The sequence below is a fragment of the Arthrobacter glycogeni genome (assembly GCF_054511155.1).
Window position 1 is genome coordinate 15348 of record NZ_JBTNDE010000003.1, and the last position, 22321, is coordinate 37668.

General features: G+C 64.4%; 25 protein-coding genes. 14 read left to right on the forward strand and 11 right to left on the reverse strand.

Features of this window, described 5'->3' with window-relative positions:
- Nucleotides 1-9 precede the first annotated feature (9 nt).
- Entirely contained in the window at nucleotides 10-372 is a 363-nt protein-coding gene (locus tag ACX80O_RS02725) for a YtxH domain-containing protein (RefSeq protein WP_459332456.1), read from the reverse strand.
- A 138-nt stretch (nucleotides 373-510) separates the two neighbouring features.
- Entirely contained in the window at nucleotides 511-1710 is a 1200-nt protein-coding gene (locus ACX80O_RS02730; protein WP_459332457.1) for a PucR family transcriptional regulator, read from the reverse strand.
- A gap of 97 nt (nucleotides 1711-1807) precedes the next feature.
- On the opposite strand from ACX80O_RS02730, the gene ACX80O_RS02735 reads away from it, so the two are divergent.
- The 8 genes from ACX80O_RS02735 (at nucleotide 1808) to ACX80O_RS02770 (ending at nucleotide 7069) form a co-directional block, all read left to right on the forward strand.
- The gene (locus tag ACX80O_RS02735) at nucleotides 1808-2890 is read left to right on the forward strand and encodes a ferredoxin reductase (protein ID WP_459305996.1); all 1083 of its coding nucleotides are present in this window, start codon (nucleotides 1808-1810) and stop codon (nucleotides 2888-2890) included.
- 13 nt (nucleotides 2891-2903) lie between these two features.
- Entirely contained in the window at nucleotides 2904-4088 is a 1185-nt protein-coding gene (locus tag ACX80O_RS02740) for a fatty acid desaturase family protein (protein ID WP_459305994.1), read from the forward strand.
- Nucleotides 4089-4199: 111 nt separating this feature from the next.
- Nucleotides 4200-4724, forward strand: a complete 525-nt coding sequence (locus ACX80O_RS02745) for a hypothetical protein (protein WP_459332458.1) — start codon at nucleotides 4200-4202, stop codon at nucleotides 4722-4724.
- An 83-nt stretch (nucleotides 4725-4807) separates the two neighbouring features.
- Complete coding sequence (locus ACX80O_RS02750) at nucleotides 4808-5308, forward strand: Asp23/Gls24 family envelope stress response protein (protein WP_459332459.1); 501 nt, start codon at nucleotides 4808-4810, stop codon at nucleotides 5306-5308.
- A gap of 9 nt (nucleotides 5309-5317) precedes the next feature.
- On the forward strand, nucleotides 5318-5509 hold the full coding sequence (locus tag ACX80O_RS02755; protein WP_459305989.1) for a DUF2273 domain-containing protein: 192 nt from the start codon (nucleotides 5318-5320) through the stop codon (nucleotides 5507-5509).
- Nucleotides 5506-5871, forward strand: a complete 366-nt coding sequence (locus tag ACX80O_RS02760; protein WP_459305987.1) for a hypothetical protein — start codon at nucleotides 5506-5508, stop codon at nucleotides 5869-5871. Before ACX80O_RS02755 ends, ACX80O_RS02760 begins: the two co-directional genes overlap by 4 nt.
- On the forward strand, nucleotides 5868-6455 hold the full coding sequence (locus ACX80O_RS02765) for a DUF6286 domain-containing protein (protein ID WP_459332460.1): 588 nt from the start codon (nucleotides 5868-5870) through the stop codon (nucleotides 6453-6455). The genes ACX80O_RS02760 and ACX80O_RS02765 overlap by 4 nt, the downstream gene beginning before the upstream one ends.
- Nucleotides 6452-7069: an Asp23/Gls24 family envelope stress response protein gene (locus ACX80O_RS02770; protein ID WP_459332461.1), complete on the forward strand. Its 618-nt coding sequence runs from the start codon at nucleotides 6452-6454 to the stop codon at nucleotides 7067-7069. The genes ACX80O_RS02765 and ACX80O_RS02770 overlap by 4 nt, the downstream gene beginning before the upstream one ends.
- Before the next feature lie 2 nt (nucleotides 7070-7071).
- On the opposite strand, the gene ACX80O_RS02775 is transcribed toward ACX80O_RS02770, so the two are convergent.
- Nucleotides 7072-8817 carry a glycoside hydrolase family 13 protein gene (locus ACX80O_RS02775; RefSeq protein WP_459332462.1) on the reverse strand — a complete coding sequence of 582 codons (1746 nt, stop codon included), beginning with the start codon at nucleotides 8815-8817 and terminating at the stop codon, nucleotides 7072-7074.
- A 196-nt stretch (nucleotides 8818-9013) separates the two neighbouring features.
- On the opposite strand from ACX80O_RS02775, the gene ACX80O_RS02780 reads away from it, so the two are divergent.
- From ACX80O_RS02780 to ACX80O_RS02805, 6 genes are all read left to right on the forward strand, one after another.
- Nucleotides 9014-10369, forward strand: coding sequence for an ABC transporter substrate-binding protein (locus ACX80O_RS02780; RefSeq protein ID WP_459332463.1), 1356 nt, complete (start codon nucleotides 9014-9016; stop codon nucleotides 10367-10369).
- A gap of 138 nt (nucleotides 10370-10507) precedes the next feature.
- On the forward strand, nucleotides 10508-11473 hold the full coding sequence (locus ACX80O_RS02785; protein ID WP_459332464.1) for a carbohydrate ABC transporter permease: 966 nt from the start codon (nucleotides 10508-10510) through the stop codon (nucleotides 11471-11473).
- Entirely contained in the window at nucleotides 11470-12432 is a 963-nt protein-coding gene (locus ACX80O_RS02790) for a carbohydrate ABC transporter permease (protein ID WP_459332465.1), read from the forward strand. The genes ACX80O_RS02785 and ACX80O_RS02790 overlap by 4 nt, the downstream gene beginning before the upstream one ends.
- 6 nt (nucleotides 12433-12438) lie before the next feature.
- Nucleotides 12439-13461 (forward strand): LacI family DNA-binding transcriptional regulator, encoded by a 1023-nt coding sequence (locus ACX80O_RS02795; RefSeq protein WP_459332466.1) that lies wholly within the window; start codon nucleotides 12439-12441, stop codon nucleotides 13459-13461.
- 9 nt (nucleotides 13462-13470) lie between these two features.
- Complete coding sequence (locus ACX80O_RS02800) at nucleotides 13471-14211, forward strand: alanine--tRNA ligase-related protein (protein ID WP_459332467.1); 741 nt, start codon at nucleotides 13471-13473, stop codon at nucleotides 14209-14211.
- A gap of 172 nt (nucleotides 14212-14383) precedes the next feature.
- Nucleotides 14384-14527 (forward strand): hypothetical protein, encoded by a 144-nt coding sequence (locus ACX80O_RS02805; protein ID WP_459332468.1) that lies wholly within the window; start codon nucleotides 14384-14386, stop codon nucleotides 14525-14527.
- Here the strand turns inward: ACX80O_RS02805 and ACX80O_RS02810 are convergent.
- The 8 genes from ACX80O_RS02810 to ACX80O_RS02845 all read right to left on the reverse strand — a co-directional run bounded on the left by ACX80O_RS02810 (nucleotide 14524) and on the right by ACX80O_RS02845 (nucleotide 22283).
- On the reverse strand, nucleotides 14524-15375 hold the full coding sequence (locus ACX80O_RS02810; protein WP_459305968.1) for a DUF8083 family protein: 852 nt from the start codon (nucleotides 15373-15375) through the stop codon (nucleotides 14524-14526). The two genes, ACX80O_RS02805 and ACX80O_RS02810, sit on opposite strands and share 4 nt — an antisense overlap.
- 3 nt (nucleotides 15376-15378) lie before the next feature.
- Nucleotides 15379-16179 (reverse strand): exodeoxyribonuclease III, encoded by an 801-nt coding sequence (locus ACX80O_RS02815; protein WP_459305966.1) that lies wholly within the window; start codon nucleotides 16177-16179, stop codon nucleotides 15379-15381.
- A 28-nt stretch (nucleotides 16180-16207) separates the two neighbouring features.
- Entirely contained in the window at nucleotides 16208-17032 is an 825-nt protein-coding gene (nadE, locus tag ACX80O_RS02820; protein ID WP_459332469.1) for an NAD(+) synthase, read from the reverse strand.
- Between the two features lie 83 nt (nucleotides 17033-17115).
- Nucleotides 17116-18132, reverse strand: a complete 1017-nt coding sequence (locus ACX80O_RS02825) for a sugar phosphate isomerase/epimerase family protein (RefSeq protein WP_459332470.1) — start codon at nucleotides 18130-18132, stop codon at nucleotides 17116-17118.
- Between the two features lie 10 nt (nucleotides 18133-18142).
- Nucleotides 18143-19246, reverse strand: a complete 1104-nt coding sequence (locus tag ACX80O_RS02830) for a Gfo/Idh/MocA family protein (RefSeq protein ID WP_459332471.1) — start codon at nucleotides 19244-19246, stop codon at nucleotides 18143-18145.
- Nucleotides 19243-19980: a sugar phosphate isomerase/epimerase family protein gene (locus ACX80O_RS02835; RefSeq protein ID WP_459332472.1), complete on the reverse strand. Its 738-nt coding sequence runs from the start codon at nucleotides 19978-19980 to the stop codon at nucleotides 19243-19245. Before ACX80O_RS02835 ends, ACX80O_RS02830 begins: the two co-directional genes overlap by 4 nt.
- A gap of 59 nt (nucleotides 19981-20039) precedes the next feature.
- Complete coding sequence (locus ACX80O_RS02840) at nucleotides 20040-21200, reverse strand: Gfo/Idh/MocA family protein (protein WP_459332473.1); 1161 nt, start codon at nucleotides 21198-21200, stop codon at nucleotides 20040-20042.
- A 111-nt stretch (nucleotides 21201-21311) separates the two neighbouring features.
- Nucleotides 21312-22283: a DUF5996 family protein gene (locus tag ACX80O_RS02845; RefSeq protein ID WP_459332474.1), complete on the reverse strand. Its 972-nt coding sequence runs from the start codon at nucleotides 22281-22283 to the stop codon at nucleotides 21312-21314.
- Nucleotides 22284-22321: the final 38 nt, after the last annotated feature.

The following is a 22321-nucleotide window of genomic DNA, read 5'->3' on the forward strand; positions in this document are numbered from 1 at the left end:
CGCCTGCTCCTAGACGGTGTCGGGGCGGGTAGCGTCGTCCTGATTCTGGAACGGCGTGTCCTCGACCTTGGCGGGGTTGCCGCCGCTGGGGCCGGTGGTTGCGCCCTTGACGTCGTGCGTCTTGTCGCTGCGGTGGAGTGCACCGGTGACCGACTCCTTGGTCTTCTTGACGGCGTCGCCAGCCTGTTCCTGTACCTCGGGTATCTTGTGCTTCAAGGTGGAAGCGGTGTCGGCGACGGTCTCCTGGACCTTCGGGTTATTCCACAGTTCGTCTGCTTTGGTCTTGAGCTTGTCGTAGCTCTCCCTGCCGGCACGCGAGCCGAGCACATAGCCGGCGGCCATGCCTGCTGCGAATACAAGTTTGTTCTTCATGATGGTGCTCCTGTCTGATCGTCCAAGGGTTCCCATGGAAGGAACTGCTGGGTCGAATCTATCCGACACGTCCCGCAATCTCATAAGTAACCTTAGTTTATATTTGGGTCGGCTGACAGAGGCTGCGTCAATTCGTCCTCACCGACGGCCGGCATTTAGCGCCAGCTGTAACTCGAACCGGACCTGCGGGTTCTCAAGGTCGTCACCGAATACCTCCCGGAGCTGGGCCAGCCGATAGCCCACCGTCTGGGGGTGAATCTGCAGCTCAGCGGCGATGGGGGCGCGCTGCCCCCAGTGCTTGAGCCAGGACAGCAAAGTCTGCACCAGCCGCTCCCGTTGGGCGGGACGCATTTCGTCCAACGGCGCCAGCCGCCGTTGGGCCAGCTCGGTGATCGCTGTCGGTTCGGCGCTGAGAATCACCTCGGCTAGATGTTCGTCAGCCCAGACTGGCGGGTCCGCCGCCCCCTCGCGCGTCGGGAACACAGTGGCGGCCAGGACCGCCAGGCGCAGCGAATCGGGGACTCGCTCCCAACCGCAGGCCGGGCCGACGGCCGCTGACCGCCCCTCCAACGCCGCCGACAGCTGCCGACGCGCCAGCGGGGTATCTCGCGTGGGAATCAGAACAACCGCATCAGTCTCCCGCTCGACCAGGAGGGAACCAGGATCGAGCTGACGGCGCAGCCCGGCGGCCCGGTCGAGGGGCAGCGTGACCACCGTCAGCCGCGCGGGCAACGCCCAGTCAGCCATCGACGCCGCCTGCCGCAGCGCCGCCTCATCGGCTTGCCCCAGCAGCAGCAGTTCCAGCAGTTCGGTCCGCCGTCGGTCAACAGCTCCAGCACGCTCGGACTGCTCATACGCATAAGCCTCTGCGCTCACGGCAGATAACTCATCGATGTACGCGAGGATTGATTCACCCAGATTCACCACCACGTCAAGACCCAGATCCTGCTTCATCGAGATCCGCGACATCTCACGGAAGGTCACCCGCGCACCCATCCGGTAGGCGCTCAGCAGCGCATCCATGCTGCGCCCCTGCCGGAACTCGCCACTGCCGAGCCCGGCCACCAACTGTCTGCTCTCCTCGGACAGGGCGGGCAACCTGGTACCGGGTAGCTGCAGGAAGCGTTCAAGCGCGACGGCGACGCCTCGCCGTAGACCTCTACCAAACCTGCCCTCAATGGGGCGGGCGTAGGTCGGAACCAGTTGTGGCACCGCTTCAATGATTGCCTCGACCACCCCGGGCATCATCGGCCGCAGCAGGGCGCTGATCTCCTCCGGAAGGGCCAGCCAGGGCGGTTCCAACGCATTACTCGCGGCGGCAGGCGGTGTGGAACTCATGGAATGCCTCGAGAATTGTTTCGACGGGATAGTTTACTCAACTCAATCGTATGTCCTGCTAGAAGAACTGGCGTCAGGAATATTCTAGAATAGGAGCATGATTCGGCTCCGTCGGTTGGCCCGCGCCGCATCCGTCCTCACCACTCCTCTCACCGCAGAAGATATTCTTGGTCTCTTCAACCCGGTGTACTCGAGTCGTCAGCTGCGCGGTGTGGTTACTAAAGTGGTGTCCGAAACTCCTGACTCGGTCACTATCCATTTCCATCCCGGACGGGGGTGGACGGCGCATCAGGCTGGCCAATGGGCGCGGATCGGTGTGGAACTGAACGGTGTCCGCCACTGGCGTTCCTACTCGCTAAGCGCCGCCGCCGGGGCGGACCCGGCCATCACCGTCACGGATGCCGGAGCGGTTTCCGGGGTGTTGGTGCGCAGCACCAAACCGGGCGATGTCCTCTTCCTGGCACCCCCACAGGGCGAGTTCGTGCTCCCCGAGCATCCCCGCCCCCTGTTGATGCTTACGGCTGGCAGTGGGATCACCCCGGTGATGTCCATGGTCCGCACCCTGGTTCCGCGCCGCCCCGATGCCGACGTCGTCCTGATCCACTCGGCCCGGACCCCCAGCGACAGCCTGTTCCGTGAAGAGCTGAACGAACTGGCCGACCAGTTTTCGAACCTTCGAGTCACCCACCTGTTCACCGGCGAACGAGGCAGGCTGGACTTCGGCTCCGACGCCGACCTCGGCGAGCTGTGCCCGGACTGGCGGGACCGGGCGGCGTACGCTTGCGGCCCCGAAGGATTCCTTGACGAGGCCGAGGCGCTCTGGGCGGCCCAGCCCGCGTTGGCGGCGGGCGAGGCGGCCACGGAGCGGAACACCCTTACCATCGAACGGTTCAGTACCAACCTCGCCGGCGGCGAGGGGCACGACGGCGGACTGGTCCAGTTTGAGGCGTCCGACCGCGAGGTCGAGGCCGACGGCGATACACCACTGCTCGACGTCGGCGAAGACGCCGGCGTGCTGATGCCCAGCGGATGCCGGATGGGTATTTGCCATAGTTGTCTCACCCCGTTGCGTGCCGGCCAGGTACGTGATCTTCGCACGGGGGAAGTTCATGGGGAACCTGGCCAACTAATTCAGACGTGCGTTTCGGCAGCCGCCGGACCCGTCAATCTGGACCTTTAAGGAGCACCACCGTATGACGACACTGACTGAACGCACCGAAACCAAGCCCGCAGTTACCCGTCCCGGGGCGCTCGCCGCTACTGGGCACCCGTTGGTGCGGCCACCGGCCGCGGCTCATCTTTCCGACGAGCAGGTCGCGGAGCTGGGCCGGGAGCTCGATGCGGTTCGCGACGAGGTGCTGGCCAAGCGCGGAGCCACTGACGCGGCGTACATCCGACGGGTCATCAAGGTGCAGCGTGGATTGGAAATCGCCGGCCGTGCCTCGCTTCTGGTGGGACGCAACAAGGCCGCCTGGGTGGCCGGCACGGCAATGCTCAGCGTCGCAAAAATCCTTGAGAACATGGAGATTGGCCACAACGTCCTGCACGGGCAGTGGGACTGGATGCGGGATCCCGACATCCACTCCACCACGTGGGAGTGGGACTTCGTCACCCCTGCCAGGTCGTGGCAGCACACCCACAATGACCTTCACCATCGCTGGACCAACGTGGTCGGCAAGGACCGCGACGTCGGCTACAACCTCCTGCGGATGGACGCGGATCAGCCGTGGACCCCCTTCAACCTGGGCAACCCGCTGTACAACGCCATCCTGGCCCCGGTCTTTGAATGGGGAATCGCGCTCTACGACCTGGAGATCCCCGAGTACCAGGAGGGTTTGAAGTCCAAGGAGGATATGTCACGGGACCTCAAGGCGGTTGGCGTCAAGGCAGTGAAGCAATTCACCAAGGATTACGCTGCCACACCGGCCGTCGCCATGCTGACCGGGTCAGGGAAGCAGGCCCTGTACGGGACCCTCGCCGCCAACGCGATCCGCAACGTCTGGGCGCACGCGGTCATCTTTTGTGGACACTTCCCCGAGGGTACTGACACGTTCACCGAGGAGATGGTTGAAGGTGAGACCCGCGGTGACTGGTACGTCCGCCAGATGATTGGTTCAGCCAACATCTCCGGCTCGAAATTCATGCACCTGATGACCGGCAACCTGTCGCACCAGGTCGAACACCACTGCTTCCCCGATCTGCCATCGAACCGGTATGCCGAAGTGGCAGTGAAGGTCAGGGAAATCTGCAACCGTTACGGCCTGCCGTACACCACCGGTCCGCTTCCCAAGCAGGTGGCCTCCACCTGGGCGAAGGTCTTCAAGCTCGCGCTTCCCGACACCGGCCGGTTCTCACTGCGGAAGAAGACGACCGCCTAATCGGGCATCGAGCACCCGCAAGAAAAAGCGCCCCGGTCAAGGAGAAGACCGGGGCGCTCACGCGTTAAGTAACGTGTCAGTGGGAAGCCAGCCGGATCAGGAGTTCTTTGGGTGTTGAGATCGCGTGTCGCAGCAGGTGCCGGGTGTGCACTGGCATTGTCACTCTCCGGCTGCGGAGCCGCCGTCCCGGAGACAGCTGGCACTGCGATCGAACTCCCCGAGATCATTGCGGAGACCCCCACCGCTGAAGCCGCCGATCCGTCCCCGGACGCGCTTCCGAGCTCCGCGGGAGGGGACGCGTCCTCCTTGTCGCCGTCGGATGTCAGCGAAACGGAGGACGCCAATACCAGCACCAAGGACTGCGTCATCGTGGCCGCCGGGGTGTCATCAATCCTCCTGGCCCCGCTGAGCTTCATGGGGGGCTCCGACGACGAAACTGTTGAACGTCTCCACGACCAGATCGACGACGTGCAAGCCATGGTCCCGAAGGCGCTCGCCAGCGACTTCGATCGGCTGCAGGATGTCGTTACGGCCAGCACCGAGGATGGGGGAAGCTTCGACGAAAGCGCTTTCCGGGAGGCCGTCGAACCGATCGAGGACTGGCTCCAGCAGCACTGCAACAAGTCCCTTAGGTAGTTGCCGCCGACTGCCCGTTAGCGACCGCCCCTTCCTGAGCGGGTAACCGTTAGGCTGAACACAACGAAAGGGGTGCTCTGCAGATGGATGAGAACCGGATACCACCGCCCAGCCACCGACCGATTGATCATTCACCGGAAACTGCCCCGGAGCAACTTCCGGGAGGATCGCAGGCCATCACCCGGGACGCTGACGCGGCCGGCGGGAGAACCACTATTGCAGATCCGGCCGTGGCCAAGGTCGCGGCCATTGCGGCGCGGAAGGTGCCAGGGGTTTACAGCCTTGGGGCCGGGGCCGGGCGCGCGCTCGGCGCCATCCGGGACGCCGTCGGGGGCAGTGACCTGAGTCAGGGCGTGCAGGTCGAGGTAGGGGAAACCCAGGTGGCGGTGGACGTCGTCCTCGTGGCCGAGTACGGCCACCCTCTCACCGGCGTCGCCGACCAGGTCCGTGCGGCCGTCTATCAAGGGGTCCAGGATCTTGTCGGGCTGCAGGTGATCGAGGTGAACGTCGAAATCACCGATGTTCACGTGCCCGGCCTCAATGACCCCAAGAATCCCGACAAATCCCGTTCCGCAGCAAGTTAGGCAACCACAATGACCCCCACAATAGTCGGAATAGCGCTGGGCGTCGTCCTGGCATTCACTGCACTGACCTTCGGTTTCTGGGGCTTCCTCCTCATGGCACTGTTTATTGCAATGGGGGCCCTGCTGGGCAGGGTCGCCGAGGGTAAACTGGACCTGGGCAGCGTCCGTGACGCCCTTGCCGGTCGACGCTCGTCCTCGTGAGCGCCGGACCTCCGGGGCTGGCCGGGCACAACCGGATCAGCACGCAAGCCCTGACCAGTACGGCGCGGGCGGTCGCTGCCGACGTCTTCGACATTCCGGCGCAGCAGATCCGGGCGAGCTGGTCCGATGATCAGGGTTTACTGGCCCTGCGACTTGCCGTACCCATTGCCGTCCCATCCCTGACCCGCATCGTCAGGGATCCGTCGCTGGTCAGCGGGGCCGGCGGATCGATCTGGGACCGCGCCCACGCGGCAAAAGGAGTCATCCTCCAACGGGTGGCACAACTGAGCGGTTCGCAACTCAGCCGCGTCGATATCAGAATCACCGGGATCAAGCTGGCCGAGAGTGGGCGCGTCAGGTGAACGACCGGATCACTCAACTGACCCGGAAAGTGGTGCGCCGCGAACTGCATTCCTCACGGGCACTACCTTCGGTCGCCGCCGCCGTCCTGATCTCCCTCGTCTGCCTGTACGTCATGTTTGAGGCCGCATTGAAGGCCACCGGCCAGGACGCCTGGCTGGCCAGCCCGGGGCAGGCGGGGGACTGGCTGGGAACCCTGCCCGGCACCATCCAACCGGCGCTTCTGGGGTCGGCGGGGCTGCTGGTCTTCCTCGTCGGCCTGCTCTTTTTCCTCAACGCGGTGCTCCCAGGGCGTCGAGCCCGGCACTCAATCCCCAACCCGCGCACCGCAATCATCGTCGACGCCGAGGTGCTCGCCTCCGCTCTGGCCCGCCGCGCACGGATCGCTGCCGGGGTAACCCCTGACCAGGTAATGGTGACGGTGGGCCGCCGGGCCGTCGAAGTGCAGGTGCGCCCGACGTCGGGCATGCCCGTCGACGTCGGAAGTATCCAGGACGTTGTCGAGGACGAACTGCGGCTGACTTCGGTGGACCCGGTGCCCGCTGTGCGGGTGGCTGTTGCGCCGTCGGGAGTGATCGGCCAGTGAACCAGACTCCACGCGTACTCAACCGATTGCTGTTGGGGCTGTTCGGTGCGGTGTTGATGGCGGTCGGCGCCGCCGTTGCACTATTGGCGGTTCCCGCCGTGGCTACCTGGTGGCAATCCGCTGCCGCCGGGCTCAGACGGTCGATCAGTGACGTACTCGAACGGACCACCCTCGCCGGCCAGCAGGACAGCTGGCTGTGGATCGTCGTGGGGACGGTGATGCTGCTGGTGGTGATCCTGATGGTCGCCTGGGTGGCGGCGCAGGGCCGCGGGCGTTCCGGAACGCTGGCGCAGGAGACCACCGTGGAGGTTTCCGACGACGACGCCGGGCGGGTCACGATCAACGGCGCGGTGGCCGAGCAGGCTTTGAAGGCCGCTTTGCAGGAACGCGGTGACCTGGCGAACGCGGCGGTCACTACCTACGAATTCGACGGTGAACCGGCCCTGAGGATCAGGGTGTTTCCACGGCCGGGGGTATCGCCGCATGAGCTGGCCACCGAGGTCACCGACCTGGTCGAAGCCCTTGACCTGCTGGTTGGACGCCGGACGCCGGTGCTAATCTGTATCAGCTCCGGCGCCCGCACCCGCTTCACCCGGACGGAACGGGTGCGCTGAGGTCAGGAGTCGGCGGGTACCAGCCACACCGACGCATTCGTGGTGAGGCGGCCGCCGTCGACGGCTGCCTCGCTACTGGCCAGAATGATCCGGTGATCGTGGGGCAGGTCGATCGTACTGGCACCCATGTTGGCCAGCAGCAGCACTGCGCCGTTGCGGTAGGAGAGGACCCCTTCCTGTGGGCTGTTCAAGGGCGTCCATTCAAGGAGCCCGCGGCCCAGTGCGTGGCTGTGACGCAAACCCAGTGCGCTGCGGTACAGCTCATAGGTTGAACCAGCCACGTCCACCTGGACGTCGGCCGCGTAGCCTGCGAAGCTCGACGGCTGCGGTAGCCAGGGGGCCGCGCCAGGCGCGCTCACGGCGTCGTACATCCCGAACCCGAACCCCGGCGCTTCCGCGACCCAGGGCAGGGGAACCCGACAGCCATCGCGGCCGATCTCGGTGCCGCTGGTGCGGGCGAAGGTGGGATCTTCGCGGACGCCGTCGGGGAGGGTGGTGTGCTCGGGCAGGCCCAGTTCGTCTCCCTGATACAGGTAGGCGGATCCCGGTAGTGCCAGCATGACCAAGGCGGCCGCCCGGCCGCGGGCGAGGCCCAGCGTCTCATCCGGCTGCTCATGGGCGGAGCCCAGCCCCTTGGGGAACTGGGTGGGGTCCTGCAGACCAAACCGGCTGGTGTGGCGGACCGTGTCGTGGTTGGACAACACCCAGGTGCTCGGCGCGCCCACCTTCCCGGCCTCAGCCAGGGACTCGGTGATGCTCTCGGTTAGCTGGGCGGCGTCCCAGCCGGCGAGCAGGAAATCAAAGTTGAACGCCTGCTGCATTTCGTCGTGCCGGACGTAGCGGAACAACCGTTCGGCCGGTTCAACCCAGGCTTCCGCAACCAGCATACGATCGCCGTCGTACTGGGCCAGTACCTTGTTCCACTCCCGGTAAATGTCATGCACCCCAGGCTGGTCGAAGTAAGGCGGGGTCAGATCGCGGTCGGCCGCTTCCGGTTCGTCGGATTCTGCGGCCCGGCCCGAGCCACTGCCGTCGATCATGCTCGCCTGTTCGGCCCAGTCGGGGAGTCCCTCGGCCTTGACCATCCCGTGCGCCACGTCGATGCGGAAGCCATCCACGCCGCGGTCCAGCCAGAACCGCAGCACCGAGACCATCTCTGCACGCACCTCGGGGTTATCCCAGTTCAGGTCAGGCTGCTTTGTGTCGAAGAGGTGCAGATACCACTGCCCGTCCTCCAGCCGGGTCCAGGCGTTGCCGCCGAAGATGGACTGCCAGTTGTTCGGCGGCAGTTCGCCGTGGGCGCCCAAGCCGTCCCGGAAGATGTAACGTTCGCGTTCCGGCGATCCGGGCGCCGCTGCGGCGGCGGCCTTGAACCAGTCGTGCTCATCCGAGGTGTGGTTCGGCACCAGGTCAACGATTACCTTCATGTCTGACGCATGGGCCTCGGCGAGCATCGAATCGAAATCGGCCAGCGTGCCGAACAGGGGGTCGACGTCGCGGTAATCGGCGACGTCGTACCCGGCGTCCGCCTGCGGGGATACGTAGAAGGGTGACAGCCAGATGGCATCGACCCCCAGTTGCCGCAAATAGGGGAGCCGGCTCCTGACGCCCGGCAGGTCGCCCATGCCATCGGAGTTGCCGTCAGCAAAGGAGCGCGGATAGATCTGGTAGATCACCGCGTCCGCCCACCAGGGGGTGGAGACCGGAGCGCCGGTCGAGTGGCTGACAGCGGGTGCCGAGGCGGTCATGTACTCTCCTTGGAGAAATTGGGTGCGAGCGTCGGGAAATCGAGATAGTGAAGCGGACGTCACGATTTGGTATCAAACGGTGTATGGGCTGACAAAAGTATTGTCGTGAGGTACGTAAGCGCTTACATTCATTTTACCAAACGCTGAGGCGGGGCGCCTTCTGTGAGCTGCCACCGCCAGACAAAGGAGTCTTTTCATGGCGATATTTCGCACCAAGAAAGCGCTACTGCCCATCGCGGCACTGAGCGTACTGACATTGGGCCTCTCCGCTTGCGGCAGCGGGTCCGACGGCGGTGGGGACGGCGGTGGCGACGAGCCTGCTGCCGATTGCGCGGCGTACGAGACCTACGGCAATTTTGATGGCGCTGAAGTCAGCGTCTACGCCACCATCGTGGACACTGAGGCGGAACTGCTGGAGAACTCCTGGGCCGATTTCTCCGAGTGCACAGGCGTTGAAGTGGTGTACGAGGGCTCGAAGGAGTTCGAGACGCAGATCGGCGTCCGCTCTCAGGCAGGCAACCCACCAGACATCGCGATCTTCCCGCAGCCCGGTCTACTGGCTGCCGAGGTCGCAGGCGGGAACGTCCTACCCGCGCCCGCCGAGGTCGAGGCGCTAGTTGACGAGAATTGGTCCGAGGACTGGAAGGGCTACGGCACTGTAGAGGACGTCTTCTATGGTGCGCCAATGCTCGCCAACATCAAGGGTTACGTCTGGTACGACCCGTCAGTCTTCACGGACATGGGTTGGGAGATACCTGAGACCCTTGACGAGATGATGACACTTACCGAGGACATCGCGGCCGACGGCACCATGAAGCCGTGGTGTGCTGGTTTTGAGTCCGGCGAAGCCACTGGCTGGCCCGGGACGGACTGGGTTGAGGACTACGTCCTGCGACAGGCAGGTCCGGAGGTTTACGACCAGTGGGTGAGCCATGAGATCCCGTTCAATGATCCGGCGATCGTCGAGGCTTTCGATTCGGTGGGCGCCATCCTCAAGAACGAGGAATACGTCAACGGCGGAATTGGGGATGTGCGATCGATTCTCTCCACCCCGTTCGCTGATGGAGGGCAGCCAGTTCTCGACGGTACTTGCGCTATGCACCACCAGGCATCGTTCCAGGCTGCCAACTGGCCTGAAGATACGGTGGTAGCTGAAGACGGCGACGTGTGGGCGTTCATGACACCGGGTGTTGAAGCTGGTGGCGGGGCAATCACCGGTGGTGGCGAAATCATCGCTGCCTATGCCGACCGCGAAGAGGTTGTCGCTTTCCAGTCGTTCATGGCCAGCGGCGAATTCGCCAACGCCAGGGTGTCCCAGGGTAGTGGAATCAGCGCCAACCTTGCACTTGACCCATCGGTGGCAACGTCCGATCTGGACCGCCAGTCCATCGAGTTGCTGCAGAGCGAAGACACAGTCTTCCGCTTCGACGCATCCGACCTGATGCCGGGCGCTGTGGGCGCCAACTCCTTCTGGAGCGGCATCGTGGAGTGGATCAACGGCTCGGAGACCGAGGAGGTCCTCGATACCATCGAAAGCTCCTGGCCGCAGTAGTTCAAGAGCAAACCCGGCGTTCCTTTGTCCAGGAACGCCGGGTTTGTCCTGACGTTCTTCGCACCGTGCCCTGGGCATCGTGCCGTTCGCAAAAGCGTATTTTTGCATCAACCTTTATCGCACCAAGGAGGCTGCGCAATGGAGGATCTTGGCAATAAGTTCCTGCAGGTGGTGATGGCCCTAGCCATTTTTGCCGCCATTATCGGATTGATCATGCTCATCGTTGATCGGGCGCCGAAGTCGTTCCGGGACAAGGTGACAGTCATTGGGTTCCTCACCCCCGCGGCGATCCTTCTGGTCGTCGGGATGATCTGGCCCGCAGTCCAGACGGCCGTGCTGGCCTTCACCGACCGCGACGGCAACATCAACGGCATCGACAACTTCGTCTGGATGTTCACCGAACCTACTGCGCTGATCACCCTCCGCAACACGGTGCTCTGGGTCATCCTGGTGCCACTTCTGGCGTCCGGTATCGGGTTGGTGTATGCAGTGTTCATTGATAAAGCCAGGGGCGAGCGCACCCTGAAGGCTCTGGTCTTCATGCCCATGGCCATTTCGATGGTAGGTGCCGGCGTTATCTGGCGGTTCGTCTACGCCTACAAAGGTCCGGAGCAGGAACAGATTGGCCTGCTGAACCAGATTCTGGTCTGGTTTGGGGGCGAACCCCAGCAGTTCCTCCTCGACGCACCCGGCAATACCTTTTTCATGATTGCAGTGATGGTTTGGATCCAGGTGGGCTTTGCGATGGTCATCCTCTCAGCCGCCATCAAGGGCATTCCTATGGAGATTGTTGAGGCTGCCCGGCTGGATGGCGCGTCAGCATGGCAGCAGTTCCGTGACATCACCATTCCCTCCATTCGAGGAGCGCTGGTGGTGGTGGTCACCACCATCACGATCATCACTTTGAAGGTCTTCGACATTGTCCGCACCATGACCGCTGGAAACTATGACACCTCGGTGATCGCCAACGAAATGTACACCCAGGCCTTCAGAGCCAACGAGCCGGGTCGTGGCGCTGCGCTGGCGCTCGTTCTGTTCCTGATGGTGCTCCCGGTGGTCGTTTACAACGCACGCGTACTCAAGCAGCAGAGGCAGATCCGATGAGCTCGACGCCGACTATTCCCCCAGTTCCCGCATCAGCTCAGCCCGCAGAAACGCCGGCCGGGGCGCAGCCGCCCATTACCCGCAGGGTGAAGCAGAAGCTGACGTCCCGCGGCGCGACGATTGCTGCGATCATCATCGCTACCGTGTGGACTATCCCCACCCTTGGCCTTTTGATTTCCTCCTTCAGGCCTGAAGAGAACATCCAGCGCAACGGCTGGTGGAACGTGTTTGGAGATCGCGCGTTCACGGCTGATAACTACGTGGATGTGCTGGTCTCCGGGGGGAGCCAGTCGCCTAACCTTGGCCAGTACTTCGTGAACTCGCTGGCCATCGTTATTCCCGCCACCATCATCCCGCTCGTGATCGCCGCTATGGCGGCCTACATGTTCGCCTGGGGAAAGTTTCGGGGTAAAGACACGATGTTCGTGTTTATTTTCGCTCTGCAGATCATTCCCCTGCAAATGGCGCTGATCCCCCTCCTGAGACTGTTTGTGAATCTGCAAATTGGTGACTTTCAGTTGCTGCCGTCGGGATCCTACGCCCAACTGTGGATTGCACACAGCATCTTCGCCCTGCCACTCGCGATTTTCCTGCTGCACAATTTCATCGCCGAAATACCCGGTGAAGTAATCGAAGCCGCGCGAGTAGATGGAGCGGGTCACGCGACCATTTTCTGGCGCATCATCATCCCGCTTTCGGTACCCGCACTAGCCTCCTACGCGATCTTCCAGTTCCTTTGGGTCTGGAATGACCTGCTGGTCGCGCTGGTCTTCTCCGGTGGTACCCCCGATGTCGCTCCCATCACCCAGCGGCTGGCGGAACTGACCGGTACACGCGGTGGCGAATGGCATCGGCTCACTGCTGGCGCCTTCGTCTCCATGATCGTGCCGCTCCTGGTCTTCTTCGGGCTGCAGCGATACTTTGTCCGAGGCCTGCTAGCTGGTGGCCTCAAGGGGTGATCCGCAATGACCAGCATTGACGACGTCGCCAAGTCAATCAGTGTCTCCACGGCAACCGTTTCACGGGCGCTGCGCGGGCTCCCCGGGGTGTCCGCCAGTACCCGGTCACGGGTGCAGAGTGCCGCGGAGGAGCTCGGTTACGTGCCGTCGTCGTCGGCGTCTGGTCTGGCGTCCGGCCGAACCATGGCGATGGGAGTGTTGCTGCCACAAATTGAACGTTGGTACTTTTCTGCCGTTTTGGAGGGGGTGGACCGCCAGCTTCGCGTCGCCGGGTATGACCTGGTGGTGTTCAGCCTGGGCGGGTCGGGCGTCAACCGGCAACGGGTATTTCACCGCTCCATCCTGCGCAAACGCATTGATGCGCTCCTGGTGATGTGCATGGAGCTCACCGACGATGAGCTGCAATCGTTGCAGGCGCTCGAGTCGCCGACCATCGTGGTGGGCGGATCAGTCAAGGGGGTCCGCCATGTGGGCATTGACGACGCCGCTGCGGCCCGGGACGCCGTCGAGCACCTGATCGAGCTGGGGCACACCAGAATCGCCCACCTGCGGGGCGGGGGCTCCTACGGCATCGAGTTTGAGGTGCCCCGCATCCGGGAGGAGGCATATCTTTCCACTATGGCCAGGCATGGGCTGACCGTCCGGCCGGAATGGTCGCTGTTCGGGGACTTTCGTTTCAAGCGCGGCAAAGAGGCGGCCCTTACCCTCCTGCAGGATCCGGCCGACCGGCCTACGGCGGTGTTCTGTTCATCGGACGAAATGGCGTTCGGGGTAATCACCGCCGCGGCCGAGCTGGGCATCAGCATCCCTGGTCAACTCTCGGTGGTGGGAATCGACGACCACGAATTCGCCGACCCGCTGGGTCTGACGACCATCCGGCAGAGCCCGGAGGAGCAGGGGGCCTATGCCGCTGACCTCCTGCTCGCCGAGCTGGAAGGAGGGACTCCGGCTGCCGCCCCCGCGCCGCGCCCCCACAAGTTGATCATCCGGACCTCTACAGCGCCGCCCTCCCGGGCAACGGGTAGATAGACTCGGCTGATGGCTACCGAACTTATCTACCTGAACGATTTTGATGTGCTGACCGGCAGCGCACGCGTGTTGTCGGTCAGCACCGACGACGACGGCCGGACCGACGTCGTCGTGGATCGGACCTGCTTCTACCCCCGCGGCGGCGGCCAGGACTGGGATACCGGTGTCATCCGAGGTGCGGGTGGATCCGCTGGGGACTTCGCTGTGGACGAGGTCCGGCTGGATCCCGAGGGAGTGGTGCACCACCTCGGAACCGGCTCAGTCGCGGTGGGGGAGGAGGTGTCACTGGAGGTGGACGCCGCCAGGCGGATGGTTAACACCCGGTTGCACTCTGCCGGCCACGTGGTCGACCTCGCCGTGGAACGACTCGGCCTGCAATGGGTTCCCGGCAAGGGAGCCCACTACCCACACATGGCGTTCGTCGAATACAACGCGGCTGTGCCCCCCGAGGAGGTCGACGCCGTCGTCGCCCAGCTACAGGAGGCCGCGCAGGGCGTGGTTGGCGCCGGCAGCACCAACGAGATCCGGTTCATGCCAGTCTCCGACATGGGGGAGTACTGCCGGAACGTGCCGGACAACATTCCCACCAACAAGCCCGCGCGGATTGTGCTGTACGCGGCCGACTTCGGCGTACCGTGCGGGGGCACCCATGTGGCGGACGTCAGCGACATCGGCACCCTAACCATCACCAAGATCAGGTCCAAGAAGGGTCTCACGAAGGTGTCCTACGCCGTCGACGGGATCAACTAGCGCTGTCGTCGGCTTCCCCTACCTGTTACCAGGCTTCCCGGTGGCTTTACCTGGGGAAAGAGGGGATGGTGAGGCTGATGGGGCTAATGGGTCCCAGCGCACCCGCATTCTCGTGAGCAATCTGGGCCGGCGGGGGTGACCTGGAGATTGGTGAGCGATATTCCGCACCCCGATGTCTAGATTCCTCACCGAATCGCAGACCACGACGGCGACCACGACGGCGACGACGACCACGACGGCGGACGAGCGGACGACGATGACGATGCGTGCGACGACCACGACGCGTGCACGCCGGGCGGGGTGGACTGCCGGCTAGCTGGCTCGGGCCAGCTGGCGGATTGGAATCCAGCGGGAGGCCAACCGACGATACGAGGCAGCGGCTCCGGTCATGTCCCCTTCAGAGAGACATTCAATGCCCATGCGGACATCCATGGGTGATTCATCGGGGAAGACCAGATCGGCGACCGGGCCGTAGTCCAGTTCAACCACCGCATCGAGGCGGAACAACTGGAGCCACTCGATAATGTCGGTCAGGTCGTCGAGCAGGTCCAGCTCGGGCGCGGCGATCGCCAGGGACGCCATCGCGTGTTTGGCCCGTTCGATACACTGATGCGCTGCCGCGGCGACCCTGACGGTGCGCACCTTCCCGCCATCCTCGATCACCTCGGTCAGATCATCCTCGTGAATCAGGACGAACCAGGAGAAAGGGACTCCCCAGGTGGCGGACCGGGTATGCAGTTTGGCCGTGGTCTCGGCGACTGTTTCGGGGTCGAGTCGTGCCTGATGCGCGTCAGTCGCCGCCTCCGGGAGCAGCACGTCGACCAGGGGGCCGCGGATGGTCTGGCCCAGCGATTCGGCGGCCAGGGACGTGCGGACCGCCAGCTGGTTGGGGCAGTAATACTGGGCGGTGATGCCGTTGGTACCGGGGAAGTGCAGGACCCGGACCAGATCGGTGCCGTGGTGGGGGAACGGGTCCGAGACTGGCCGCAGGATCCGTTGCAGCGAGTTGCTGCGCTCAATTCTTTCGGTGTCCTTGCGGTCGCGTGAGCGCTGTTCGAGAATCACCAGTTGCTGGGCGTCGCTGAACGCTTCGAGCGGTTCGAAAACCCTAAGAAATGACACGTAGGGGAAGTGGCCCGTGGCGGCCGGACCGATGCCCGCCATCAGCTATCCCAGCTCCACAATGACCGGGGCATGGTCGGAGGCGCCTTTGCCTTTGCGTTCCTCACGGTCGATCGACGCGCCGGTCACACGCTCGGTTAGCGCCGGCGACGCGAGCACAAAGTCGATACGCATCCCCATTTTCTTGGGGAAGCTCAGCTGCTTGTAGTCCCAATAGGTGTAGACGCCGGGTCCCGGCGTGTGTGGTCGGGCGACGTCGGTGAAGCCTGAGTTCTCGAACGCATGGAACGCCGCACGTTCCGGGGGGCTGACGTGGGTGTACCCCTCCCGCTGGAACAGGTCGATGTCCCAGACATCCTCATCCTGGGGTGCGATATTCCAGTCACCGGTCAGGGCGATCTGCGCCGTGGGGTCGGCTTCGACCCAGCCGAGGGCCTTCTCCCGCAGGGTGTCCAACCAGTCGATCTTGTACTGCATATGCGGATCGTCGAGGGAACGCCCGTTGGGGACGTACAGGCTCCAGACCCGCACCCCGCCACAGGTGGCGCCGATGGCACGGGCTTCCTGGATCGGTTCGGCGTCCTTTCCGAACAGGGGCTGGCCCTCAAAGGTGCGTTCGACGTCGTCGAGCCCCACCCGGGAGGCGATGGCGACGCCGTTCCACTGGCTGAGGCCGAAGTGGGCTACCTCGTAGCCGTTGGCCTCGAAGAGTTCCCAGGGAAAGTTCTCGTCCTTGCATTTGGTTTCCTGGATGGTCAGGACATCGACGTCGGAGCGGGCAAGCCAGGCTTCGACGCGGTCCGCGCGGGCTCGGAGGGAATTGACGTTCCAGGTGGCAATCTTCACAGGGAACACGTTACCAATGTCCTGGGCGTCAGCCCCGCCACCAGGTGTCGAGGATGGTAACCGGGACGGTCCGCTTGTGCCGGGTGATGGTGTGGCGGCGTTCGATGGCAAGGGCGGCCGACTCGTCGATCTCCCTGCCTTCCAGATAGTCGTCGATCTGGTCGTAGGTGATGCCAAGTTCATGCTCGTCGGCGCGGCCGGGCTGATGATCGAGGAGGTCGGCCGTCGGTATCTTGGCGTAGATCTGCTCCGGGGCTCCGAGCTCCCTGAGCAGTGCCCGGTTCTGACGCTTGTTCAGGCCAAACAGGGGCAGGATGTCAGCGCCGCCGTCGCCGTACTTGGTGAAGAACCCGGTGACCGATTCCGCGCCGTGATCGGTGCCGATCACCAGGAGGTTGTGTTGGCCGGCGAGGGCGTACTGGGCGATCATCCGGGCCCTGGCCTTGATGTTGCCCTTGGTGAAATCGGAGATGTCTTCGCCCGTGGCGTTCGAGTATTCGGCTTCGAAACCGTCGACCGCCGCAGCGACATTGAAGGTGCGCTGGCTTTTCGGCTTGATGAACTCCAGGGCTGCCTGCGCGTCGTCCTCGTCGTGTTGCTCGCGGTAGGGGAGGCGGACGGCGACGAAATCGGCGTCGACCCCCTCATCGGCGAGTTCGGTCACAGCGAGCTGCGCGAGCCTGCCCGCCAGGGACGAGTCCACACCACCGCTGATCCCGAGGATAAAGCCGTTGGTGCCTGTGGCCTTGAGGTAGTCCTTCAGAAAGGTGACCCGGCCCCGGATCTCCGCTGCAGGGTCGATGGTGGGCCGCACGCCCATTTCCTCGATGATGCTGGCTTGGTTCTCGCGCATGGGAAAAGGCTACTACGGGGGCGTTTCCGGTGCGTTACGCCAAATCCCACGACTCCCACGATCCTGCCGCCATGGGGGCAGCGTCACTGGAAGGAAGTCCGCTGCTGCGTGAAGGCCGCGTCGAAGGAGCCCCCGGAGGGGCTGAAGTCGAACTGCTTGAGGAAGGCCAGCGCCTCCGGTGCGCCCTGTAACCGGTCCATCCCGGCGTCCTCCCACTCAATTGAGATGGGCCCGTCGTACCCTATGCTGGTGAGCGCCCTGAAGCTGTCCTCCCACGGCACATCCCCCCGGCCGGTGGAGACGAAGTCCCAGCCGCGGCGGGGATCGCCCCAGGGCAGATGCGAGGACAGGATGCCGTTACGGCCGCCGCCCATCCGCAGCTTCGTGTCCTTGCAGTCGACGTGATAGATCCGGTCGGCGAAGTCGGAAATGAACGCCACCGGATCGATCTGCTGCCACATGAAATGGCTGGGATCCCAGTTCAGGCCGAAGGCCGGCCGGTGCCCGATGGCTTCCAGGGCGCGCTGCGTTGACCAGTAGTCGTAGGCAATCTCGGAGGGGTGCACCTCGTGGGCGAACCTGACCCCGCACTCGTCGAACACGTCGAAGATAGGGTTCCAGCGGTCGGCGAAGTCCTGGTACCCGGCGTCAATCACGTCCTGGGACACCGGCGGGAACATCGCCACGTACTGCCAGATGGAGGACCCGGTGAATCCCACCACGGTCTTCACCCCGAGCTTCCGTGCCAGCCGGGCGGTGAGCTTCATTTCTTCGGACGCGCGGGCCCTGACGCCGTCGGGCTCGCCATTCCCCCAGACCCGGGGGCCCACGATGGCCTGGTGCCTGAAGTCGATAGGGTCATCGCATACGGCCTGACCCTTGAGGTGGTTGGAGATGGCCCACACTTTCAGGCCGTGGCGTTCCAGAATCGCCAGTCGCCCGGCGATGTAGTCATCATCGTCCCAGCGCCACGCATCAAGATGGTCCCCGGAGACAGCGATTTCCAGGCCGTCGTAGCCCCACTCGCCTGCCAGGCGTGCCACTTCCTCGAAGGGCAGGTCTGCCCACTGGCCGGTGAACAGGGTGTAGTTGCGTGCCATGGGTTAGCTCCTAGGAAAGGGTGAGCTGGGTAGGATCCCAGTCCTCGGGAAGGGGGTCCAATGCTGCTGCTGAACTGGTCACCGGCACAAACGCGCCCGTGTCGACTGATTCGGTGATCGCCGCCATCGCATCGAGGATGTGGAAGCCCGTTGCACCCTGGGCACGGTGTGGCTGGCCCGCGCGGATGGACCGCGCCATCTCCAGGACGCCGGAGCCTCTGCTGAAGACCGACCCGACGGCCGGAAGGACTTCCCAGTCGTCGGCGCCGTGTCGGTGCACCCGGACATCTCCGAAGAACTCGTTCGGATCGGGGAACGCGATTGTGGCATCGGTCCCGGTGATTTCCAGGAAACCGGTCCGCGGGCGGGGCGAGTCGAAGCTGAAGATGCTCTGCGACGACTGGCCACCGTCGTACTCCACCAGCGCGCTGACGTGGGTGGGAACCGACACCTCAAACGTTTCGCCAGCCTTCGGTCCGGAGCCGATCACCCGGGTGTCCCGCGACCGGGAGCCGACGGCGGCGACCCGCCGGATCGAACCGAAGGCCTGCACCAGGGTGGTCAGGTAGTAGGGACCGATGTCGAATAGCGGCCCGGCCCCTTCCTGGAAGAGGAAAGCGGGATTGGGGTGCCAGGATTCCGGGCCGGGCGACTGCATCAGCGTTAACGCGGTCAGGGGAGTGCCAATATCGCCGCGCCGGATGCTGCGCAGCCCGGTCTGCAAGCCGGCGCCGAGGAAAGTATCGGGGGCGCAGCCCAATCGAACCCCTGCCGCGGCGGCGGCGGCGAGCAGTTCCATTCCCGTGCCCCGGTCCAGGGAGAAGGGTTTCTCGGACCAGACGTGCTTGCCGGCCGCCACGGCGGCGAGGGCCACCGGCACGTGCGCGGCGGGAGTGGTCAGATTGACCACAATTTCCACGTCCGGGTGGGACAGGGCATCGTCAACGCTTCCCGAGAGCCCAACGCCAAACTCGGCTGCCCGGGCGCGTGCCGCATCCTCGAAAAGGTCAGCCACAATGTGGACGTGGAGATCAGGGAACGCGGTGAGGTTGGTCAGGTATTCCTTGCTGATGACGCCGGCGCCGATCACGCCGACGCCGACCGGTCCCCTCACGCGCCGGTCCGGGAGAGCAGGAACCGGCGGCTGTCCTCGATCGCCTCAAACAGGTCGCCGGCGCTGTCGTCGAGTTCAACAACAGCCGTTTCCACCGTCGACGCCGCCCCCAGCACGGCGTCGATGTCCATCCGCCCGGCGCCGACCGCGACCTGCGACGTGTTGTCCCTGTCGACTGCGCCGTCCTTGATGTGGATCAGCCGGACCCTCTCGCCCAACCGGCCCAGCAGCCCCGCGGGATCCTGACCGCCGACGGCCACCCAGTAGGTGTCCACCTCCAGGACCACTGAGGGGTGGAGGTGCTCGGCCAGGACCTCAAGACCGGTGCGACCATCGAAATCTGTCTCCACCTCAAACCAGTGGTTGTGATATCCCACCCGGAGGCCGTACCCGGCGGCGAGCGCTGCCGCCTCGTTGAGCTGACCGGCGGTCCTGGCGATGTCGTCGACCGATGTCCAGCGCAGTGGATCTACGAAAGGGTCGATCACCGTCCGCATTCCGAGGGTGCGGGCGGCCTCAAAAATGGCGGCCTGATCCGTGGAGAGCAGCGGAGCATGACCGGACGGTGCCGACAGGCCGTTGCGTTGCAGTGCTGCGGCCAGCGGGCCCGGGTCGGCAGCAAAGTTGTACGGTTCGACGTTGGTGAAGCCCATCGCCGCGATCCGGTCGATGGTGCCATCGAGATCGGCCTCAAGCGAATCGCGGACGGTGTACAGCTGGACAGACAGTTCCATGGGTTCCTCCTGCGTGCGGTGGGTCTTTCAGGCGGTGGGTCTTCAGGGCAGCGGATCTTTCAGACGGGCGCGACGGCGGTGCCCGTCCGGGCGGCGCTGGCTTCCAACGCGGCCAGCACCCGCTGGGTCGCCAACCCGTCCTCGAACGACGGCGACGGCGGGGTCCCCTCGTCGATGGCGGTGAGGAAGTCGGCTGCCTGGCTGGTGAAAGTGTGGTCCCAGCCGAGGGTGTGCCCGGCGGGCCACCACGCTCCAAGGTACGGGTGGGAAGGCTCCGTGACCAGGATGGTGCTGTAACCCTGCAGCTCGGTGGGCGTGGCGCTATCGAAGTATCGCAGCTCGTTGAGGTGCTCAAGATCGAAGCGCAGCCCACCACGGGAACCGTAGACCTCAATCTGCAGCGAGTTCTTGCGGCCGGTGGCGAACCGGGAGACTTCCAGACTGGCGACGGCGCCAGACGCGAGGCGCAGGGTGGCCCAGGCGGCGTCGTCGACGGTGACCGGCTCAAGACCGTCCGGGCCGTGACGTTCGGTCACAAACGTGTTGACCGTGCCGGATACCGAGGTCACCGAGTCGTCGAGCAGGAAAGCCACCTGATCGACGGCGTGCGACGCCAGGTCGCCCAGCGCGCCTGAGCCGGCGGATGCCTTACGCAGCCGCCAGCTCATGGCCGCGCGCTCGTCGGCGAGCCAGTCCTGCAGGTAACTCACGCGAATCTGACGGACGTCCCCCACGCGCCCGTCAGAAATCAGGGAGCGCGCCAGGGCAAGCGCGGGAAGTCGGCGGTAGTTGAAGCCGACCATTGACTGGATGCCGCGGGTCCGCGCATCGACTGCGGCGGCGACCATCTGCTCGGCTTCCGTCACCGAGTTGGCCAGCGGTTTCTCCACGATGACGTGCTTGCCGGCGTTCAGCGCGGCAATAGCCAGCTCGGCGTGGAGCTGCCCGGGGGTGCAGATGTCGACGAGCTGGATGTCGTCGCGTTCGAGCACCTCCCGCCAGTCAGTCGAACTTTCGGCCCAGCCAAACTGGGTGGCGGCGTCGGCCACGTGGCTGGCGTCCCGCCCCACGAGGAGCTGCTGGGTCACGCGCGGCGTCGGGTAAAAAGCATTCACGTTGCGCCAGGCGTTGGAATGCGCCTTCCCCATGAAGGAGTAGCCGAGAACGGCCACCCCGAGCGTGCCGGGCACGGCAGCTGCTGCCGGGGCGGGGATGGTCATCGGGGGTCTCCTTCAAGAAATGGCGTACAGGGAAACTTCCCTGGAGCGGTGCGGTAGTCAAACTGGCCAGCACCCAGCACGAGAGGGACAATCCCGGCAACCGGGCACACGTTAGCTGCCTTCACGACGGGTCGTAGTCACCGTGCCGCGTCGGTCCCACCGTGCCGGATCGGTCTCCAGCCGGGCCCTGTCCCAGTGACCGGTCGTCGCCGCTGCCACATAGGTGGCCTGTAGAAACTCAAGGAGCACATGGTCGGGATCGGTCGCCGAGCGGACCACTTCGTAGGGCAGCAAAAACTGTCCGTTCCCTGGTGAATAGAACGCCCCCGCCGGACCGGGAGACCGGTCGGCAAAGCCCGCCGGCTCGGGGTAGGCGTACGCATAAAATGCACCCTCTTCGCCGCCACCGGGCCAGAATCCGCAACTGCTCAGTTCCTTCGAGTAGCCCTCCTCCATCACCCAATCGCCGCAGTTTGGTGCACCCCCGGGATGGACGGGGGCGTCCCTGCCGGAAAATCGCGTGCAGGCCAGATCCATGGCGCCCCAGAAGAAGTGGACTGGGCTGACCTTGCCCGTGAAGTGGGCTCGAAACGCGTTTATCACCCGGTCCGCCTGGACGAGTTGGCGCCAGAACAGGTGGGCGGAGACTGGATCGTAGGAGGCGTGTGCTGTGTCTTCGGGGAAAGGAATTGAGGGGTCCACCTCGTTTGGCCGGGATTGAATGTCGATGTCGATACCCAAGTCCGCGAGGGCTCCCATGACCCAGGAGTAAAAGTCCTTCATCGGCATGGGCGCCAGCGCCAGTTCCCGTGTCTGCCCATCGCCGCTGCGGATGCGCAGCCGGTGATCGTGAAAGTCGAACTCAATGTCAAAAACCGTGTCCCGGTAGGGGATTGTTGACGTAGTCAACCCGCGGGCGCTGACATACAGGGTGACCTGCCACCAATGATTGACGAGCGGCGCGTGTGCAAGCCGGATCTTGCCGATGATCTGGGTCCACAGGTGCAGGGTGTCCCGCGTGTCAGACCAATCGGCCACCAAAAGTTTCGGCCATTCTTGAGTGGCTTCGTCTCGCCGGATCATAGCGCTCCCTCCAGTTTGTGTCCGAGCCTACCGAACTG

Bases quoted from the DNA above. Each gene is read 5' to 3' on its own strand.
- ACX80O_RS02835 (WP_459332472.1), bottom strand. From the start codon at position 19,980: ATGGAACTGTCTGTCCAGCTGTACACCGTCCGCGATTCGCTTGAGGCC.
- ACX80O_RS02785 (WP_459332464.1), top strand. From the start codon at position 10,508: ATGGAGGATCTTGGCAATAAGTTCCTGCAGGTGGTGATGGCCCTAGCC.
- ACX80O_RS02810 (WP_459305968.1), bottom strand. From the start codon at position 15,375: ATGGCGGGCATCGGTCCGGCCGCCACGGGCCACTTCCCCTACGTGTCA.
- ACX80O_RS02725 (WP_459332456.1), bottom strand. From the start codon at position 372: ATGAAGAACAAACTTGTATTCGCAGCAGGCATGGCCGCCGGCTATGTG.
- ACX80O_RS02825 (WP_459332470.1), bottom strand. From the start codon at position 18,132: ATGGCACGCAACTACACCCTGTTCACCGGCCAGTGGGCAGACCTGCCC.
- ACX80O_RS02790 (WP_459332465.1), top strand. From the start codon at position 11,470: ATGAGCTCGACGCCGACTATTCCCCCAGTTCCCGCATCAGCTCAGCCC.
- ACX80O_RS02740 (WP_459305994.1), top strand. From the start codon at position 2,904: ATGACGACACTGACTGAACGCACCGAAACCAAGCCCGCAGTTACCCGT.
- ACX80O_RS02750 (WP_459332459.1), top strand. From the start codon at position 4,808: ATGGATGAGAACCGGATACCACCGCCCAGCCACCGACCGATTGATCAT.
- ACX80O_RS02845 (WP_459332474.1), bottom strand. From the start codon at position 22,283: ATGATCCGGCGAGACGAAGCCACTCAAGAATGGCCGAAACTTTTGGTG.
- ACX80O_RS02840 (WP_459332473.1), bottom strand. From the start codon at position 21,200: ATGACCATCCCCGCCCCGGCAGCAGCTGCCGTGCCCGGCACGCTCGGG.
- ACX80O_RS02795 (WP_459332466.1), top strand. From the start codon at position 12,439: ATGACCAGCATTGACGACGTCGCCAAGTCAATCAGTGTCTCCACGGCA.
- ACX80O_RS02780 (WP_459332463.1), top strand. From the start codon at position 9,014: ATGGCGATATTTCGCACCAAGAAAGCGCTACTGCCCATCGCGGCACTG.
- ACX80O_RS02775 (WP_459332462.1), bottom strand. From the start codon at position 8,817: ATGACCGCCTCGGCACCCGCTGTCAGCCACTCGACCGGCGCTCCGGTC.
- ACX80O_RS02730 (WP_459332457.1), bottom strand. From the start codon at position 1,710: ATGAGTTCCACACCGCCTGCCGCCGCGAGTAATGCGTTGGAACCGCCC.
- nadE (WP_459332469.1), bottom strand. From the start codon at position 17,032: ATGCGCGAGAACCAAGCCAGCATCATCGAGGAAATGGGCGTGCGGCCC.
- ACX80O_RS02755 (WP_459305989.1), top strand. From the start codon at position 5,318: ATGACCCCCACAATAGTCGGAATAGCGCTGGGCGTCGTCCTGGCATTC.
- ACX80O_RS02805 (WP_459332468.1), top strand. From the start codon at position 14,384: ATGTCTAGATTCCTCACCGAATCGCAGACCACGACGGCGACCACGACG.
- ACX80O_RS02800 (WP_459332467.1), top strand. From the start codon at position 13,471: ATGGCTACCGAACTTATCTACCTGAACGATTTTGATGTGCTGACCGGC.
- ACX80O_RS02735 (WP_459305996.1), top strand. From the start codon at position 1,808: ATGATTCGGCTCCGTCGGTTGGCCCGCGCCGCATCCGTCCTCACCACT.